Below are 16,345 nucleotides of genomic sequence, written 5' to 3'. Positions count from 1 at the left end.
TTCGGGTAAGTGCTGCAAGATACACAAGAAGACTTGCCGCAGGCGGGGCGCCGAGACCAACAGGGAGAGCAGTGACTGACCTGAGTGTCGTGGAGATTTGCGCTGGCGCAGGCGGTCAGTCGCTAGGCCTGCACCTGGCAGGCTTCCACCACAAGCTCGCCGTGGAGCTAGACCCGACCGCAGCTCAGACTCTGTCGGTCAACCTCCAGCGGCTTCAGCCCGACGACGATGTCAGCGAGATCGTCAAGGTAGGCGACGTTGCCGATGACGACGTGTGGGAACCGGAGAAGTACGCCGGGAAGGCTACGCTGCTCGCCGGCGGCGTACCGTGCCCCCCGTTCTCGGTCGCCGGCAAACAGCTGGGCTCTGCCGACGAGCGTGACCTGTTCGCCTGGGCGGTAGAGGCAGCCGGGCGCATGCAGCCGGAGGCAGTTTTGCTGGAAAACGTGCGCGGGCTCAATGACGCCCGGTTCGCCGGCTACCGCCAGGCAGTCGTCGACCGCTTCGCAGCACTGGGCTACACCGCCTTCTGGGAACTTCTGGAGGCCAAAGACTTCGGTGTGCCCCAGCTGCGGCCCCGCATGATCCTCGTTGCCCTGCGCCCGCAGTATGTCGAGTACTTCGCCTGGCCCGAGAAGTCAGCCGTCACCCGCACCGTGAGTGAAGTTCTCGGCAACCTGATGGCAGCTAACGGCTGGCGGGACGAATACCTCGCCAAATGGATGACCGCAGCTGACAAGATCGCCCCCACCATCGTCGGCGGCAGCAAAAAGCACGGCGGCGCCGACCTAGGCCCCACGCGCGCGAAGCGAGCCTGGGCCGAGCTGTGGACTGACGGGCATGGCCTGGCCGACAGCGCACCAGGCGAGGACTGGCAGCCTGAAAACCATCCCCGCGGGCCGAAGCTCACCGTCGAGATGGTTGCCCGCATCCAGGGCTGGCTTGGCGAGGAGTACAGGTGGGACTTCGAAGGCAGGAAGACGAGCCGCTACCGCCAAATCGGTAACGCCTTCCCCCCGCCTGTAGCACGCGCAGTGGGCGAGTCTCTCGCCCAGGCGCTAACTCGCACGCAGAAGTCAACGGCGGTTCCCGCACCGCGCCGGGTACACGACGAGGTGTACCGGCTCCTACGCGACCGCGACGAGCCCCTCACCGCCGAGCGCATCCAGCAGCTCCTTGGCAGCACGATGACCATCGAGAAGATCACTCAGCGCATCGAGTCTCTCGCCCGCGACTTCACTCTTGAGGTGCAATCACGCGGCGGCCGGCGAACCTACCGGCTCGGCGAATGGAAGGCCTTCCGCGGGCAGGACGACCATGACCGTCACCTTGCCTTCGCCGAAGCCAAGATCAGAGCCAAGGTCAGCTAGTTCAGCCGGTACAGCGCCGCAGGCGATGCCATGACCGGCCCGCCACAGCTCCGGCACGGGCCATCGACCTGGCCCGTGCCAGACGGGGTAGATTGCTGCAACGCGGCAGGGGCACAGTAGGCACATGTCTCCTGGCACACGCGAGCAGGCATGGGCTGCGGGCCGCTACCCCCAGCCCATGAACGAGGGCCGGTCGCGGAACATGCAGGCCAACAAGCGCACCGGCACCAAACCCGAGATTCGCCTGAGGGCGGCGCTTCATCAGCGCGGCTACCGGTTCCGCAAGGACCTGCGCATCGACCTGGACAACGCCCGGGTACGGCCGGACATCGTCTTCACACGCAAAAAGATAGCCGTCTTCGTCGATGGCTGTTTCTGGCACCTATGTCCTCTGCACGGGCGCCAACCCAAGGTCAACGACTGGTACTGGGGCCCGAAGCTACAGCGAACCGTCGAACGAGACCGCGCTGCCACCGCTGCCTTAGAAGCGGCCGGATACAGCGTCGTGCGGATCTGGGAACACGTACCGATCGACACCGCGATAGAAGAAATCGAACACGCTATGGCCAGGCGTACCGTAATGCCTTGATTCCGGGCAGTCCTCATAGCCATCGCTGCAGCCTCCAGCAGTCCCACGACATGCACTACCAGCGCAACCCCGGCGAGGCGAGGCAGGAACCGCGCCGTTCCAGGTCTCGCACGGCACACCGCGGTTGCGTTAAGTAACGAGCGTGGTGGCTGACAGTTTGCGGTGGAATACAATTTGTTGTTGTAGTAGTGAGCAGCCATCTTCCTCCTGCGTGGCGGTTCGCTTCGACGTGGTGGAGGGACCAGGATGGCTAGCATGGTCGCGGCTCGGCGTGGGCAGCAGCGCAGCTTGGCCAGGATCTTCCAGGTCTTGAGCGTGGCGATCGCGCGTTCACCGCGAGCGCGGATCTTCGCGTGAGCCCGGTTCACGGCCTTCTGCCGGCGCGACAGCTTCGGCCGGAAACAGCGCCGCTTGGAAGGCGTGCGCACGCTGCCTCGGGCGCCTTAGCAGACCTTGTCGGCGAACGCCATCACGTCCGCGTTGGTCAGAGCATCGATGATGCCGTAAGCGCGGGCCGCCGTTAGGTCATGGACGGCGCCCGGCAGCGTCTGCGAGGCCCACACCAGCCGTCCCGCGGCATCGGCGATGACCTGCACGCTCATGCCATGACGCTTGTGCGTTCCGTGTAGTAGGGCTTCTGGTCAGCGACTGCCGAATCGCTATGCCGACACCTGCTGCGACTCCCATCTCCCCGGAGACTCTTACTCTTGGTTCGTTCTGCTCTCAGCCGTGCTAGTTCATGGCTGCGGGAAGCCCAAGGGTCCGCCTCACCTTGGCCTTAAGGTGTTCGCGATCGTCGAAGCCCATCATCCGTGCTCGGTCATACAGGTCATCTAGCCGATCGCGACCGCGATACCCCTGCTCAAGCCAAGCCAGTAGGCGCTCTAGCTCTGGTCTAGTCAAGTTGCGGACGGAGGGCAGGAGTTCTTCAGGTGTCTGGGGGACCCGCATCTCGTTGCGCACAGGCTCATTGCAACGCTTGCATTCCGTGCGCAAGTTGTTCAAGTCCTGTGAACTTCCGCCTGCCTCTCTGGACCTGATATGCCCAACCGTGAGGTAAGCGGTTCCGAAACCATCAGGGTAGGGCTCATTGGGACCGATTCCGCAAATTACGCACCGCCATCCATCGCGGTCAAGAACTTGACGCCGAGTTCGCTCCGACACGACGTTACGGGGCGGACGTGCGCCTAGCGCCGGGTTCCAACCTTTGGCATCTAGCCGGTAGGTAGCGGAGGGCAGACTTCGATCGTCCTTGTTTGATGGAAACTCCCAGCCATCCTTCCGTAGCTCTCGGAACCGGCGATTGAGGTGTTCCTGATCGTTCGGCACGACTTCACTGCCTAGGGCCTCGCGCAACATGCGAATAGTAAAGTGTTCGCCTAGGTCGAGATTGAACGCCATCCATGCTGCAAGCTTCTGCTCCGCACCAAACAGCAAATTGGGCTTCCCGGGCGTGACTTTCAGCTCCCACCAAAGCGCCTGTCGGCCGGTGCGGCCCTCCTCTGCGAACGCTTCCGCTGGGTAGTCTTCGTTGTCAGGATCGAACATTTACCCTTCCTAGCCGACATAGCCTTCCGTCGTGTGCCGAACTGCTCCACCGTTTGGCTGGTCATGAACCGGTCGGCGCGATGCCGGATCGCCTAGAACGAGCCCCCTTGCCTACGGTGGCGTGCGGCTACTTGGGCGCCGCCGGCACGGCAGCCTCGCCGACAGAGCCGGAACGTTTCACTGTCCACTCGATTACGGAGCGCCCGTGCGGCGTCGCCGTCGCAGGGGCCGCCAGTGAGAGGAAGACAGCAAGATCGCCGGGGTCTGGTGACGCGCCAAGGTCGCCGGGCGTGCACTTGCTCTCGCCAGCGGATGCGACATCGGCGGCGACAGAGATAAGAAGCGTAGCCCGCCGTCCCTGCGGGTCACGGAGCTTGTCGGCCACAGCGTCCGGCGATGGCGTCGCCTTCCCGGCAATCCGCTCGAGGGCATCGCGGTGTTTGGGGTCGCTGCCGGAGAAGTCGATACGCGGGTCGGGCCGGCGCCCTCGGGTGATAACGGGTGATTCGCCCAGGCCAGGAAGCGTTAACAGCGACGCTGTCGTGGGTAGGGGCCAAATGACGGCGATGTCGTTGAGACGGCCTTCCTCGACCAGCTGGCGATAGAACCGCTCAACGGGCTCGATCACCTTCTTGAAGTCTTCGTGCCACTCCAAACTGCCGAGGATCTTGACAAAGCCGGTGGCGGCAATGATCCCGACCTTGGCCTTGAATTGGCGGATCGGTTCTTCTGGCTTGGCCCGTGTCGAGGTGAAAGCTTTGTCTTCCTTGGCGGCTGCCAGCACGGGGAGCATACTTTCATAGTTGGCCTTCTTAGCATTGCTGTCCTTGCGCGGAGGCAAGCCGAGATAGTCCTTGAGTTTGCCGGAATCGCCCATCGTGTTGACGACGGCGTTGAACATTTTGGAACGACCGGCTGGGCGCAGGTAGGGCAGGTGCTGGCTGACGATGGGCGGTACCTGCCAAGGTTCGAGGGTGGGTGTTCCGTCGTCTTGGAATCCTTCGTAGTCGCGCAGCCGATCGCGGAAGGCGACTTCATCGCGCATGAGGCCTTCGAACGCTTCGTAGAGGTCGACTCGGCGGGGGTCGAGGTCGGGGTCGCGGCGGATGAAGAGGCGGACCAGGTCGCGGTAGCCCTGGCGGAAGCCGAACCATCGACCGGCCTGCATCAGGGTGTCACCCTGCAGCGCCTTACGGGTGTAGAAGGACACGGTGAGTCCTTCGACGGTGAAGCCTCGGCTGAGTTTGGCCCCACCGATCAGGATGCGCCAGACGCGATTGCGGTCGAAGTCAAGGGCTTGCTGATGCTGCTGGACCGCTGCGTCACTGTTGACGATTAGGACTGGATCACCGTCTTGCTTAATGCGTGTAGTGGCTTCGCCGATCGGCTCGATGAGCTGGTCGAACGAGCCTGGCACGGGGTAGCCGTCAGCGCGCGCGGCACACACGCGGCGGTAGTCGGACTCCCAGAGTTCGCGGAGACGGCTCAGAGATGATGCCTCGCCGTAGTGGTTGTCCTTCCAGACCTGCCGGACAAGGTTTGCAATTTCGCTCTGCTTATCGTTGCGGACTGCCTCGTGCACCATCATGGTGTGATGGCGGTAGCTGCCCGCACCGGCCTTCTCACGGAACACCTTGATGGCGCCGGCCAGGACGAACGAGTCGAGCGCCAGCTTCACCTCGGCCTCTCGTTGTGCATGTTGTTCCGGCTTATCGGCCTCGGGTGGCGGGCCGACGCGGCGTATGTAGGCGGCCTCATTGGAAGTGGCGGGATCCGTCTTGGCGGCGTCGCTGTCCCAGCTGGTGTCGTGGAAGTCCTGCACACCCATGTAGTTGGGCGGCCGGTCGAGCGCGATGATGAAGTTCTTCGGGAAGATGTCGCCTGCGTCGTCGGGGTCGACGAAGAAGTTTGCGAACGGTGTCGCGGTATACATGATGAGCTGCGCGCGAGGGAGCCGCCCCAGCAGATCGGTGATCGCTGCGTTGATGGCGGTCCGGTCTTTGCTCTTCTCGGGGTTCTTAGTGTTGATGGACGCCAGGTCCGACTCATCATCGATGATCAGCGCCGGGATATCGCCGAGAACATTTTTAAGCGGTTTGAGGTCCTGGGCCAGCTTCCGGAGGACGGCTGCGTTCTTCTTGACGACGACGAGCCGCACGTCGGCGGACTTGAGATTCGCCGGGTCGTAGAACGGCTTCGACGGATCGCTGAGATGGACTTTGAGGCTGGTCAGGCCCTGTTTCAACCGTTTGTAGTCGTCGTTGAGCAGGGTGAGCCGCTCGATGCCGGGAAATCCTTTGGCGATGAAGTGCTCGCCGTGCCGGATGAACGCGTCGGCGAGCCAGTCCTCATCCGTGGCGTAATCGAATTCGGCGGCAGCCTCGCCGTCGACCAGGGACCGGGTCAGGTTCTCGCGGCCGACGAGTTCACGGTCGAGGCGGCGCTGTGTCTGGGACCTCAGCAGCTCGATGGTGCCGGTCATGACGATGACAAGCCGGTAGCCGGCGTCGATGGCCTTCGCGATGACGCCGGTGAAGTTTGCTGTCTTGCCACTCTGGACGTAGCCGACAACGAGGCCTTTGCTTTGATACTGGTGATCTGATGTCGGGTCAGAGATTCTCTGGACAACGTTGGTGGTGGCTTGATCGAGGGCGGCGACGGATTCCGCTGGCCAGCCTTGCTTTTCGAGCAGATAATCGCGGTAGTCCGGCCAGTAGAGCGCCCACTGGTCGCGGCGTTTCTCGGTGTACCAGGGCTCCCACTTGGTGCTGATCACGGTCGTGCGCATGGTGGCGACGGGTGCGATCTCGTCGAGGCGTGCGGCGGCCTCGGCCGGCAGCTGCAGCAGCTCGTAGGCCCGCTGGCGGCGCTGCTGGGTGCGCGGGTCCGTCGGGCTGGCTGGAGCATCCCAGGCGGGCTCGTCTTCGAAATCCCAGTCGGCGAGCGCAAGCGCGAGCTGCCGCACGGCGTGGTTGTCCTGCTGGTTGTGCGCTTCCAGGAGCTTCTGCAAGTCGTCGGCGGTGACCAGGTCGTGGTCGAGCCGGTCGATGTTGATGCGCCGCAGGAGGGGGGCAGGTCCTTTGCTCTGTAGGCCTGCCACGGCAGCGGTGAAATCTGATTCCCAGTCGGTGATAGCGGGCATCATTGCCTTCCCGGTGCGAAGTGGACGGCGGGCTGTGGCGGATCACCGCGGTGAAGGGTGGTGACGTCGATGGTGTAGGTCGCCCCGGCAATGAGCTCGGGGCGGGCGCACCCCTGGTCCACGGCGCGGCGGTTGAGCACGGGAAAGGTGCCGTCGACGAGGTACGCGGCCGGGATGCTGCGCAGCTTGTGATGGCTGAGGTAAGAGGCTCGGTCGCGTTCGCGCCAGCCAGCCTGTTCCAGCGATGCTTCCAGGGCAGGACTCGCCGTGCCGGCCGCATTGATGGTGTCGTCAACCAGCTGGGTAAGGGTCCGGCCGGTGGTGCTGGTGGCGGCAGTGAGCTGGATGGATATCAGCCACAGCGCGGTTCCGGGTGACGGGTCGAGTTGTTCCAGGCTGCCGATGATGTGGCGCCGCCGCTCGGTCGTGGTCGTCTTGACCTCGAAAGCAGCGCCTGGGAACACGAAGTCGTGTTCGTGAGGTGCGAAGCCTTTCCACGCTTCGACAGCTGCGCCGCTTTCCATGGATTGCAGGCAGGATTCGAGAAGAAGCAGCTCGCCGTACAGACCGGTTTGGCGTTCCGGAGACAGGCTCCCGGACCGGGCCAGCAGATCACCGAATGTCGCCAGGGCCGACGGGATCGCAGAGGCGAACCGGAGCTGATACTGCTGGATCATGTCTGCGATGTCGCTGAGCAGCAGGTACGCCTCGTGCCCGTTCGCGCCGTACTGAACCACCACCTGGTCCCATCGGGTGCCCTGCTCGCTGATAACTCGAGTACTGACGTACTCAAACGATGACAGGTCCGGCTCCCCGGAGCCCGCGTGAGGGGTCCGCAAGGCCATCTCCCTCCGTGGCGGATCAAAATCGATCCGGCAAGGCGGAGAGCCCGGAATGACAATGGCAGACGGTGAACCCGCAAGGTAGCTCGCCACAGCCTCGCGGGGCAGGTGGCGACCGGCCTGTGCCAGGCTCACCGGTACGTCTCCCCGCGGTAATCGAGCTCTGTCTGCACAGCCGTTCCGAGCACTTCGTTCCAGATGTCAATGAGGTCCTTGTCCCGTGACCCCCACTGCTGGCCTTTGAAGTGCTCCTCGGTGAGCAGGAAGACCAGTGTCTTCAGTAGCGGGGCGTCGCTGAGGCCAGTGACGCCGCCGGTCAGCATCTGCCGGTAATGCTTGTTCAGGTAGATCACTCGTGCTTCGCGATCCAGTTCCAGGAACCGGTTGCGGGCGAGGGACTTCCACCGGATCTCCACTGGGTCCTCGTCGGCGCGCAGCGGTATCTCTGCCCGGATCACGCGGCGGATGTCTTCGTGCAGGCCCTTTGCCGGTTCCGCGACGGGCTTGCGGCGGTGGTGGCGGCGCCGAGACTCGGTGAGCACGGACTCGGCGCGGGCGATGTAGTCGGCGAACGACCGCCGTCCCGCGCCGTCGGCGGCGCTGTGAGCGTGCAGTACTGCAGTGTGGAGCTCGTGCGAAAAGCCAATCCCGCTCTTCTCGGGGTTCATGCGCACGAGGTCACCAAGCTGTCCGAAGTCATCAATGACGACCCTGGCCAATGCCCGGTTCTTATCTGCAGTGATCACGTGATTCCAGCCGCCGGCTTGCAGCAGGCGGTCGTTGCGGTAAATGAAGAAGCCTTGTGAGTCCGCCCCGTCGCGGCCGTAGAGACGGTAAGCGGGACCGCTGAACTTTGGCGGGACGATGTAGCAGTGCAGCTGGATCTGGTGCTTGCCAGCTGCGGCGACGAGCGTCGCCGGGTAGCCGCTGACGGCAGACGCTGGAAACCCGAGAGGGTCGACGGCGGCGATCGGCTCAGGCGGCCCAGCTTGATCAAGGGTTATATCAAACGCCTCAATGTCGATCCGCAGCCGGCCAGCGGAGATCAGCCGGTGGTAGGTCAGGCCGAGGTGCATCCGCAGCAGAGTCCGGGAGTCTTCGAGCCAGTTGCTCAGCCCTCCAACGGTTGAGCGCGGGAACCGGGTATCGGTCCACCTGACGGCGGTCCCGGTCTGCGCACCGATTCGACTGAGATACCTGTCTAGCTCGGCGCTCAGCGTGGCGGGGTCGAGCACATCGCAGCCGTAGTCACGCTGCACGTCGTCCTTGCGCAGCCGCCTGCCGTGATAATCACCGGGCTGCCGCGTCGTCATCACCGTCAGCGTGGCGGCATGGCTGAAGGACGCCGCCTTCAGGCCGATGCCGAAGTGGCCCTGATCGCTGCTGGCGTAAGCCCGCTGGCGGCCCAGCCGCATCGCTTCATCGACCTGGCCGCCAGCCATGCCCCGCCCGTTGTCGATCACCGTCAGCGCCACCGGATGGTGGCCATCCGTGTCGAATCTGATTAGGACCCGGTCCGCCCCGGCGTCAACGCTGTTGTCAACCAAGTCAGCAACAGCTGACTGGAGTGTGTGGTGGGTGCCCAGGCTCTTGATCAGCCCAGGGTCTGGCTCCAAGATCTTGCGCTCGAGAACGTCGGCATCAGCACGGATCAGACTCACGCAAACACCCTAGAAGGGAAACATGCCGATGTGGCCCCGATGAAGAAACCGACATCCATAACCGTTCGGGTAGAGATGTCTGGTTGTCAGAGCGAAGCGCCGCTGGCACGCCGTGCGGCAGTCAGTCTCTGCCTGAGGCCTGTTCCGGCGCCCGCTTTGGCCGACCGAGCTCACGCAGCTCTCGGCGCCACCATGAAGCCGGCGTTCATAAGCGGTGCCCCGGTAGGACGTGAATCATACTTACGAACCAGCCAAGGATGGCACAGCGCCGCGGTGCGTCGCCGATCATGCGGAAGCGGCTGGCCCGCGCTGAACTCGTAATCAGTCCTGCAGGTCGTAACCGACGCTCGCAGGTGTAGACCCGTCCGGCACACGAGGACATGTGGCTCAGGGCGAGGGTGCACCGCGGTTAGTTAGGACGGCTTTCCAGCCCGATGCCTGCGCCGATCATGCATGGCCGCAAGTATCCGATACGCCGTTGGCACCGTCGCGGCCAGGTTTCACTAGGATGAGCGGTCGTGACCGCATCTTCCGGCGACGCTCTCCTGGAACCCAAACTGGTGGGCGACATATCCGGCAGGTTCTATGTGCCTGCCTACCAGCGCGGCTACCGGTGGGGCGAGATGGAGGTCGGCAGGCTTCTCTCGGACATCTGGGAGAGTCTCGACCAGCCGTATTACCTGCAGCCTGTGGTGGTGAAGCGGCACGGCGACGAGTGGGAATTGGTCGACGGCCAGCAACGGCTGACCACGCTGTACCTGATCTTCCAGTTCATGAAGAGCGAGGGCCTGCAGAACTCCGGCTCTGATTACACACTGCGATACGAGACCCGGCCCGGAAGCGCCGCCTACCTCGAACAACCCGATCCGGCGCTGAGCCAGAAGAATATCGACTTCTTCCACATCCACCACGCCTATGAGTGCATTCGTGCATGGTTCGCGGCACACGGAAACCGACGCCAGTACGCCGCCAACAAATTCCACGCCGCACTCTACGAGCAGGTACGGGTGATCTGGTACGAGGCGGCCGAGGATCTGGATGCGGCTACGCTGTTCACCCGGCTCAATGTCGGCCGAATCCCGCTGACCGATGCTGAGCTTGTCAAGGCGCTGCTGCTGTCCCGTCGGCGCGGCGACTCGGGTACCACTGATCGTGCGCTGGAGACCGCGGCTCAGTGGGACGTCATCGAGCGAGACCTGCGTGACCCGGAACTGTGGGCTTTCATCACCGGTAAGGCACCCGAGGACCCGACGCACATTAGCCTCCTGCTCGACACCATCGCGGGGGGCCCGGCCGGCCGGGATCGGCCACTGTTCCACACCTTCGAGACGCTCCGAGAACGGATCGCGGCCAAGCCGCAAGAGTTCTGGAACGAGGTGGTCGACCTGCACTCATTGATCCTGGGTTGGTACGAGGACCGGAACCTGTTCCACAAGATCGGCTTCCTGGTGGCCGAGGGCGGATCGTTGCGCAGCCTGATGGAACTCGCCAAGGGGAAGTCCAAGTCGGCGTTCGACGCCGAACTCGACAGCCTCATCCGAGACCGGCTGAAATTGTCCGAGGCGGAGTTGCGGGAGCTCACCTACGAACAGAAGACCCGGACGAACCGCGCTCTGCTGCTGATGAACGTTGAGACCGTTCGGCGCCGCACCCACTCCTCCGAGCGGTACTCCTTCCGGGAACACGCCGCCGGCCGGTGGTCCCTGGAACACATTCACGCGCAGAACGCCGAGCGACTTAACAGCGTGGAGCAGTGGGCGCAGTGGCTTCGACTGCACCGCAAAGCGTTGGAAACTCTCGACGGCGTCGACCAAGCCAAGCGACAAGGCGTGCTGGACCGGCTGGATCAGGCGCTGACCGGCGAGGTCATCACGGAGTCCGAGTTCCGGACGTGCGAACGGCAGGTCACCGAGTTGCTCAATGTCGGCAACGAGACGGCCGACGGCGCGGTGGACTCGATCGCCAACCTGGCACTGCTCGACAGCGGTGACAACAGCGCGCTCAGCAATTCGGTATTCGCAGTGAAACGCGCCGCGATCCTGGCGCGCGACCGGGACGGCTCCTACATCCCGGTGTGCACCAGGAATGCGTTCTTGAAGTACTACTCGCCGGCCGACGAGCATCAGATGCACTTCTGGAGCGTCAATGATCGGGAGCATTATATGCAGGAGATCATCCGGATCCTCGGCGGTTATCTGTCCACCGATCAGGAGACCGCGGCGTGAAGGGTTATCTGACGTCGTACGCCGGCTTGTTCGGAACACGGCCGGCCGGTGAGCCGAGCATCAGCCGCATCCAGATCCCACTCATCCAGCGCGATTACGCCCAAGGGCGGCCGGAGGCGCTGGTGGAGGAGGTCCGGCTCGGCTTCCTCGAGGTTCTCCTGGACGCGATCGCCGGCGGCGAGCCGGTCGGGCTCGACTTCGTGTACGGCAAGATCCACGGCACGACCCTGCTCCCGCTCGACGGCCAGCAGCGGCTGACCACGTTATTCCTGCTTCACTGGTACGTCGCTTCGGCGGCCGACCGGCTAGAGCCGGGTGCAGCATGGACCCGGCTGTCCTATGAGACACGGGCGAGCGCACGCCTGTTCGGTGAGCGGCTGGTGGCCCGTCCTCTACCGCAGAACCAGGACGTTCCCTCGGCGTGGATCATCGACCAGCCCTGGTACCTGCATGTCTGGCGCAACGACCCGACCATCCAGGCGATGCTCGTGATGATCGATGCAATCCATCAGCAGATCCACCGTCGGCTCCCGGAGCTGGACGCTGTGGCCGCCTGGCAGCGGCTTACCGACGCCGAGAAACCGGCGGTCTCGTTCTATCTGCTGCCGCTGGACGACATGGAGTCCGACGAGCAGCTCTACATCAAGATGAACTCGCGGGGGAAGCCGCTCACCACGTTCGAGAACTTCAAGGCACGCTTCGAGCAGGACATCGCCTACTCCGGCCGGGCCGACGAGTTCGCCCACAAGATTGACGGCCCTTGGTCGGACCTGCTGTGGCCGTTCCACGGCGGCGACAACCTGGTCGACGACGAGTTCGTCAGCTACCTCACTTTTGTCACCGAGATCTGCGAACTGCGAGACGGCCGGGTCGAGTCCGGGCCGCTTGGTCCGCGGGCGCGTGCCGTCTTCGGCGCGGGGAATCCGCGAGCCGGTGATCACCTCGACTTCCTGTTCGGTGCCTTCGACAAGTGGCGCGATGCCGAGCACATTGGCACGACGATGGGCGACGTTCTGTCGACGTCGCTGCCTGGCCAGGACGGTTACGACTGGCAGAAGGTCGTCTGGTTCGGGATCACCGACACCGATGTGTTCGACCAGTGCCTGCACGACACCCGGTTCAACCTGCAGCAGAGCCTACTGCTGTACGCGTTCCTGCTGCACCTCATCGAGGACACGGTGGACTTTCCGCGACGGCTGCGCACGCTGCGGAATCTCGTCTCCGCCTCCGAGGTGCGCAACGACTACATGCCTGCTTTGATCCAGGACGTGGCGCAGGTGATCGTGCACGACGACCTCGACGCGGTGACCAGGTTCAACAGCAACCAGGTGGCGGACGAACGTCGCAAGCAGCAATTCCTGGCGGCCTGTCCGGAGCTCGCGAGCGTGTTGTTCCGGCTGGAGGATCATCCGATCCTGCGCGGCGCCACCAGTGCTTTCGAGTTGTACGGCGATTCTTTCCGGCGACGTGCGGAGGCATTCGAGAGCGCTTTCACCGAGCCGCAGCACTGGCGCGGATTGACCGGAGCGCTGCTGACCTTCGGCGACTATCAGCGGCAGCGGCCGGGTTCCTCGGGCTGGCAGTTCGGCACCAGCGATCCCGAGGACGACACGGTCTGGCGTTATCTGCTGACCGGCACCACGTACAGGAATCTGTCAGCCACCCGGGCGGTGCTCAGCGAGCTGTTGGACGGCTTAGCCAGCGCGGGTGGCGACGTCGTCGCATATTGCGAGCGGGTGACCGTCGCCTGGTTGGCCGAGCGGGAATGTCGGCAATACTTCGACTGGCGTTACTACCTGGTCAAATACCCGGAGATGCGGTCCGGTACCACGGGTATCTATTATGGCGTCGACGGCGAGCTCGGGTATTCGATGTGCATGCTTCGCACCGTCCGGCTCAGCGGTTACTACCGGGATCCGATCCTGTTGGCCGTGTGGTTGCTGAGCGAGGCCGACGACCGGGTCACCGACCCGTGGTTCTTCGGATATGAGTGGCATCCGCGGTGGCTGGAACTATTGCACAGCAATGCCGGCATGCGCAGCATCAGCGATGGCTTCGAGCTGTATAGACCTGAGGACGAGGCGCTGCACCCAAGTTTTTTGGCTGTCTGCCAGCAGCACAACGTCGTGACGACGGCCGACGGCGAGTTGCTGCTCAAGATCGAGCAGCAGGACCATGGCGACGGTCCAGTCGACCTGACCGACCGGGTAGTGGCCGGTGCGACCTTCCTACGTGACCTGCTGGAAGCTGGCCTATAACGCCCCGGCGCACGTATTCAAGCTACGGATCAGAAGGCTATTGATCCGAGTCCTTCTTAATGATGTCCACCGCCGCGGTGGGCGATCTTTCGACGGCATGCGATGATGGCGGACTTCGTGCCGATCTGGACGCTCGCCTGCGAGAGAGCCCCGGCCGCGGAGAACCCGATCAACGAGGTGAGGACGACCGAGCGCACCTACTCAGAGCGGACGTCGTACCCCCCGCAGCGCGCCCGGCCGGGAGGTCGAGGGATATCTATCCCGCGGCCGGATCTAGTGCGTTGATCATGTGTACTGCCTCGTCTTATGAGTGTCTGGCAAGAGCTGGCGCCGTCCCCAACTGCGAGGATGGGACCGCTGACGATCGGCGACCTTCCACCCGGCGGCAAGCTGTTCCGTGGTTGCGAGGGGCGCAACTGTGAAGGACCGCAACCTAGGATCCCGCAGTCCCCAGGCATCGCGAACTGATCAATGCGCCGTCGTCGGCTGGGCACGCTGACGCGCCTGTCGGATGCAGCGACATAAAGCGTGTTATCGACGGTGCTCACTAGTCCTGGCGGGATGACCCCCTATCGCGCTGTAGGTCGGTGCGGCTTGGTTTCTGGCTCGGACTACTCTGAGGGTCACCGGCGCTGGGCAGGGGAAGCAGTGAGAGAGTCGCCGGCCATCCGGCCTCGCTGGTCACTGCCAGTACGAGCCGCTCGGCGCGGCTGGCCGCAGACTGTTCTCCCGCGATCACCATAACTAGTGCCATCATCATCAGCAGTCCGAGAATGATGAGTGTAAGACCTTGCCAACCTTGCCCCTTTGAGTACAAGGCTAGGCCCAACCCGCCAAACAGAATTGCTCCGACGAGTCCGGCCGCCCGGATGGACCCGGTGGCCGCCCTTCGCCCTCGGTCGTGGCCTAGGTAGATGGAGAACTCAGCTGGATGCTTGGCGAACCAATCCACCATCGCGGCATACGCTGCATCACGCTCACCGTGCTTCGTCGTACGAGCCTGTTGTCGGCGCTCCCACCACGTTACGTACCGCGGTGAGAGAGCGTTTGCCAGGATGCTCAGCGGGAGTCCGAGGATCAAGCCGGCTATCAGGAACAAGAACTCTTGCACAGCCTGAGATTACTGGTACCCGGTGCCCGTGCCGGTGTACGCCAGGACACGGGCCGGAGGCCGAGCCGATGAGGGTGGTGGTGACCGACTGGAAGGTCTCCCAGCTTCCGATGACTGGCACGGTGACGGTGCCGAGCAGCGTGCCGGTCGGCGATCCGGAGCGCACCTGGATGGCGGCGCCGCTGGCGCCTGGGGGATGATGGCGATCGGAGCCCACGCGGGCGTGCCAGGACGACTACGGCATTTTGAGCAGGGCGCGCCAGTCGACGCCAAGCGCGCCCAGTGTGCCGAAGAACAACATGAGTGAGCCGACCACTATGGCGAGTGTTCGCCCGTAGGCAACCAGGAACCGGTACTCCCGGCCGCCTTCCGGGATGTCCCTGCCGAAGTGTCTCTTGGCGTTCGCGGGGCCGGCCTGTCCGAACGTCCGGTTAGCCACTACTGCGTATGCGCCTAGGAGAGCGCAGGCGGCATTTATCAGGCGATCCATGTGATCACCTCGGCAGGAGCGGCTGAGCACCGGCGCGCATCACACACACCTTCACGATCACAGCTTTCGGATGATGGTTCGCCGACCTGGTCGCTCGCTGGTTGCTCGGATGTCCTTCTGCGCGGTCGGACGCTCCCGTACGCATGCTGAGTTCGGCAGGCGACTCGTGTAGTCCGCTAGATGCTGCCCGCGCTTTGAGGGCTGACCAGCCCGGACCCAGGCGGATTAACACTCCTCACTCCGGACGTTCTGCGATCGACCCGCGAAGTCTTGCGAAGTGGGGCAACAACGGACTTTTAATCCTTAGGTTCCGGGTTCGAATCCCGGGCGGCCCACCCTGACCTGCGGTTATGCCTCTAGGTAGCCGAGTGACTGTACGCTCTTTGTCCGGGTTTGGGGACCCGGGGAGCGGCCGTCGAGCAACCAGGACGGCGTGTCTTCTGCTGCGCGGCGTCTTGACCGGTCGTTCACCGACGGGCGGGGTGGCTGCGGCTCTGAGTGTGGCGGCACCGCCGGCGTTGTCTGGGCATAGCTACGTCCAGAAGATCGGCTAGCAGGAGCCCCGCGGACGCGTGGCCTGGGATGTCCTCACGTCGTGCCCAGCATCTCGCCTTGCCCAGCCCGAGCGCGAGGACCAGGACGCAGGCCGCATAGAACGGGTCACCGTCGGCGCGAGCGGACTCCAGGAACCGCGTGGTGGTGCCGGCGACGACGGAAAACGCTGGTCAGGGCCGCACGTTTGGGATCTGTCTGGCCCCGAGCTGTTCCGGGATGTTGGCGCTGTCCGGGCGATGGCGGGTTAACGATGTCGTGCTTTTAGTGACTCCTTCAATGGCGTGCCCCAGCCGGGTGGCGACGGTCTTGCGGAAGGTGTGCGGGGGTGACCCATTCGAGGCCGGTGTCGGAGCGGCGGGGTAGGGGTCATCAACATCCCGACCGCGAACCGGGGCAGGTGCACGGTACGGAATCCGGCTTCGCTCGCTCCAGGACTGCAGCCTCAAGTCCGGTGAACAGGGCCAGAAACCGTTCGCGGGACATCCCGGCTGGTTCGGCTTGGCAAGAGTGGGTCGGACCTACAACCGATTCACTCTCGGATCGCGTCGGAGGTT

General features: G+C 63.9%; 10 protein-coding genes, 1 tRNA gene and 1 pseudogene. 5 read left to right on the top strand and 7 right to left on the bottom strand.

Annotated features, from left to right (window positions below):
- Nucleotides 1-71 precede the first annotated feature (71 nt).
- Together ACIBQZ_RS21095 and ACIBQZ_RS21090 are read left to right on the top strand one after the other, a co-directional pair.
- On the top strand, nt 72-1,370 hold the full coding sequence (locus ACIBQZ_RS21095; RefSeq protein ID WP_396090417.1) for a DNA cytosine methyltransferase: 1,299 nt from the start codon (nt 72-74) through the stop codon (nt 1,368-1,370).
- A gap of 178 nt (nt 1,371-1,548) precedes the next feature.
- Nucleotides 1,549-1,959: a very short patch repair endonuclease gene (locus tag ACIBQZ_RS21090; protein ID WP_396090416.1), complete on the top strand. Its 411-nt coding sequence runs from the start codon at nt 1,549-1,551 to the stop codon at nt 1,957-1,959.
- 205 nt (nt 1,960-2,164) lie between these two features.
- Here ACIBQZ_RS21090 and ACIBQZ_RS21085 read toward each other — a convergent pair.
- The 5 genes and pseudogenes from ACIBQZ_RS21085 to ACIBQZ_RS21065 form a co-directional block, all read right to left on the bottom strand.
- Nucleotides 2,165-2,608: pseudogene (locus ACIBQZ_RS21085) on the bottom strand (transposase family protein); the annotation flags it as partial.
- Between the two features lie 83 nt (nt 2,609-2,691).
- Complete coding sequence (locus tag ACIBQZ_RS21080) at nt 2,692-3,507, bottom strand: HNH endonuclease (RefSeq protein ID WP_396090415.1); 816 nt, start codon at nt 3,505-3,507, stop codon at nt 2,692-2,694.
- A 127-nt stretch (nt 3,508-3,634) separates the two neighbouring features.
- Nucleotides 3,635-6,652, bottom strand: coding sequence for a Z1 domain-containing protein (locus ACIBQZ_RS21075; protein WP_396090414.1), 3,018 nt, complete (start codon nt 6,650-6,652; stop codon nt 3,635-3,637).
- The gene (locus tag ACIBQZ_RS21070) at nt 6,649-7,626 is read right to left on the bottom strand and encodes a PD-(D/E)XK motif protein (RefSeq protein ID WP_396090413.1); all 978 of its coding nucleotides are present in this window, start codon (nt 7,624-7,626) and stop codon (nt 6,649-6,651) included. The genes ACIBQZ_RS21075 and ACIBQZ_RS21070 overlap by 4 nt, the downstream gene beginning before the upstream one ends.
- Complete coding sequence (locus ACIBQZ_RS21065; RefSeq protein ID WP_396090412.1) at nt 7,623-9,152, bottom strand: ATP-binding protein; 1,530 nt, start codon at nt 9,150-9,152, stop codon at nt 7,623-7,625. The genes ACIBQZ_RS21070 and ACIBQZ_RS21065 overlap by 4 nt, the downstream gene beginning before the upstream one ends.
- A 518-nt stretch (nt 9,153-9,670) precedes the next feature.
- Here ACIBQZ_RS21065 and ACIBQZ_RS21060 point away from each other — a divergent pair.
- Together ACIBQZ_RS21060 and ACIBQZ_RS21055 are read left to right on the top strand one after the other, a co-directional pair.
- Entirely contained in the window at nt 9,671-11,377 is a 1,707-nt protein-coding gene (locus ACIBQZ_RS21060) for a DUF262 domain-containing protein (protein ID WP_396090411.1), read from the top strand.
- Nucleotides 11,374-13,635 carry a DUF262 domain-containing protein gene (locus ACIBQZ_RS21055; protein WP_396090410.1) on the top strand — a complete coding sequence of 754 codons (2,262 nt, stop codon included), beginning with the start codon at nt 11,374-11,376 and terminating at the stop codon, nt 13,633-13,635. The genes ACIBQZ_RS21060 and ACIBQZ_RS21055 overlap by 4 nt, the downstream gene beginning before the upstream one ends.
- Nucleotides 13,636-14,612: 977 nt before the next feature.
- Here the strand turns inward: ACIBQZ_RS21055 and ACIBQZ_RS21050 are convergent.
- Together ACIBQZ_RS21050 and ACIBQZ_RS21045 are read right to left on the bottom strand one after the other, a co-directional pair.
- Nucleotides 14,613-14,912: a hypothetical protein gene (locus ACIBQZ_RS21050; RefSeq protein ID WP_396090521.1), complete on the bottom strand. Its 300-nt coding sequence runs from the start codon at nt 14,910-14,912 to the stop codon at nt 14,613-14,615.
- A 69-nt stretch (nt 14,913-14,981) separates the two neighbouring features.
- Entirely contained in the window at nt 14,982-15,236 is a 255-nt protein-coding gene (locus tag ACIBQZ_RS21045; RefSeq protein ID WP_396090409.1) for a hypothetical protein, read from the bottom strand.
- Between the two features lie 276 nt (nt 15,237-15,512).
- Between ACIBQZ_RS21045 and ACIBQZ_RS21040 the strand changes: the two genes are divergently transcribed.
- Nucleotides 15,513-15,571 (top strand) — tRNA-Lys (locus tag ACIBQZ_RS21040).
- Nucleotides 15,572-16,345: the final 774 nt, after the last annotated feature.

The organism is Actinoplanes sp. NPDC049599 (assembly GCF_044465625.1).
In the GTDB taxonomy this organism is placed as follows: Bacteria; Actinomycetota; Actinomycetes; order Mycobacteriales; family Micromonosporaceae; genus Actinoplanes.
The sequence above is the reverse complement of the archived record's forward strand: the minus strand, read 5'-3'. Positions and strand labels throughout refer to the sequence as shown.